This window comes from Oleiphilus sp. HI0117, from assembly GCF_001635235.1.
Map to the genome: position 1 here is coordinate 1 of NZ_LWGA01001320.1, position 1,911 is coordinate 1,911.

Sequence of the window (1,911 nt, forward strand, 5' to 3'; positions counted from 1 at the left end):
CTGCATATAGGAGCTGTTGGCATAGATGTGCATACCATCACTGATATAAGCAATGGCATCTTTTGAGCTATCGAGTAACAATTCACAGCGGTGCTCTGCATCGCGAATTTTTGCTTCCATTAAACGCAACTTTTTACGATCGGCTCGACTCTCTAACTCTCGTCGCAGTACGACGACTATGTGTTTATCATTTTCGAAAGGTACGACATCTTTTGCGCCGGCTTTCATGTGCTTAACCAGCTGCTCATCGTCATAAGCATCACTTAAGACGATAAAGGGCAAATCGCGGTCTTTTTGGCGTATATGCACTAGGGCTTGGTTTATATCAAAGTCAGCTTCTTTTTCGCGGGCAACAAATAGATCCCAAGACTGCTCTTCAAGCGCATCGACGAACTCTTCTTCAGACTCGATACGCTTTGCCCGGGTAGGTATGCCGGCATTGCGCAACAGGCTGATTAGCTTTTCTGCGTCGTTCTCTGATGGGTCGAGAATAAGTAGATAAATTGTGTCGTTTATTTTGCTCATTGACTTGGGATACTGCTCTTAATGTTCAAAAAATATATACCTGTTAAACCAGGCAAGTTATTAATATAGAGCGCTTATGGTGTGCTCTATTTTCGTTTTCAGTTCTCTATTTATAGTGTCGGCCACAATGAGTCGAAGTCATCATCGTTGTCGCCTACCTCAATATCAGGAACCCGATTTTCAGTCAGCTCTTTCATTTGTTTGTTTTCTGACAGTTCAAATTGACTAAAGCTACCGGTCGCTGATACACGTGTTTCTAAATTACATTTTCCTTCGGCGCCATTGGCTCGAATCGATACCTTATGACCGGACATGAAGGGAAGCCTGGGTGTAATAAGTGTCGTAGGCTGACCTATGGCACTCAGTTCTGGTAACAGGAGTCCTCTTAGGTACTCGCTAGGGTCTCCCGTCTTCTGAAGCAATTGGACACCACATGGCTTAGCGCTAGGCGCTAATAGTTCGATCCCTACCTGGGTACCTTGCTGCTTGATATGTCTGATCCAGCGAATAACCGCGATGCTCCATGCTTGCTGAGCATTTTCACGCAAGGAAATTATTTCACCCGCTTGAATATTGCTTGGTACTTCACCTTCCCATTGCAGACAATAGCCACCAGGGCTTGTATTGACTAAAGGAACTGTGTACTTCGGGTAAGCGCTGTCGAGCTTGTCATCGATTGCTCGGTCATAGGAAATGGGCGCGTCGGAGGGCGTAGTCGCCGAATGACTACCGGCATCATAGCTGTCACCCCAACCATCCTGAGACTGATTGGTGGCACTTAGGAAAATATTGTCATCACCTGAGGTTGAACCGGATGCATGTTGAAGCATTTGTGTGTGGAACTCGACTTTTCCCGAGGTGTAATAGTGGCTTGCACTTAAACCAACACATAGGTTTAGGGCACCCTCATCTTCTACCCGTTTAAAGCTGCGCTTGGTTAATACACCGAATGAATGATGTAAATGATCCAAAACGACGTCGGAAATATGCTTAGGCAGTGCTATGATCGGCTCTTTTTCAATACGCTTCTTTGACTTTGCCTGCTCTACTTCAGTGTTAAGGTGTTCATTTAGTCTGCTCACTAGTTCGGTCGTGTTAAAGCCATAATGGCTGGCACTGGTACTTTTAAGTAAGCTTTTGTATCGAGGTGGTAGATCTTGCTCGATATTGATTACAAAGACTGATTCATCGATTTGATCGGCACCGATGTCAACTAGGTCTGACCACAATTCGANAGCGTAATAAGCAATCTGTATATCGTTTTGACGTAGCTGGTTAGGGCGACAGCAGCTTAGTAAGAGATTCTGTTTATAGACTTGATCTATTCGAGTTTCTCGTCCGTCTCTTCTTTGATCGTCTGCAACGGTATATTTCAGTAAATTGTGT

1 pseudogene is annotated in these 1,911 nt (G+C 44.7%); it reads right to left on the reverse strand.

Annotated elements, in window-relative coordinates:
* Positions 1 to 525, reverse strand: a pseudogene (locus A3757_RS22915) (diguanylate cyclase); the annotation flags it as partial.
* Positions 526 to 1,911 lie beyond the last annotated feature (1,386 nt).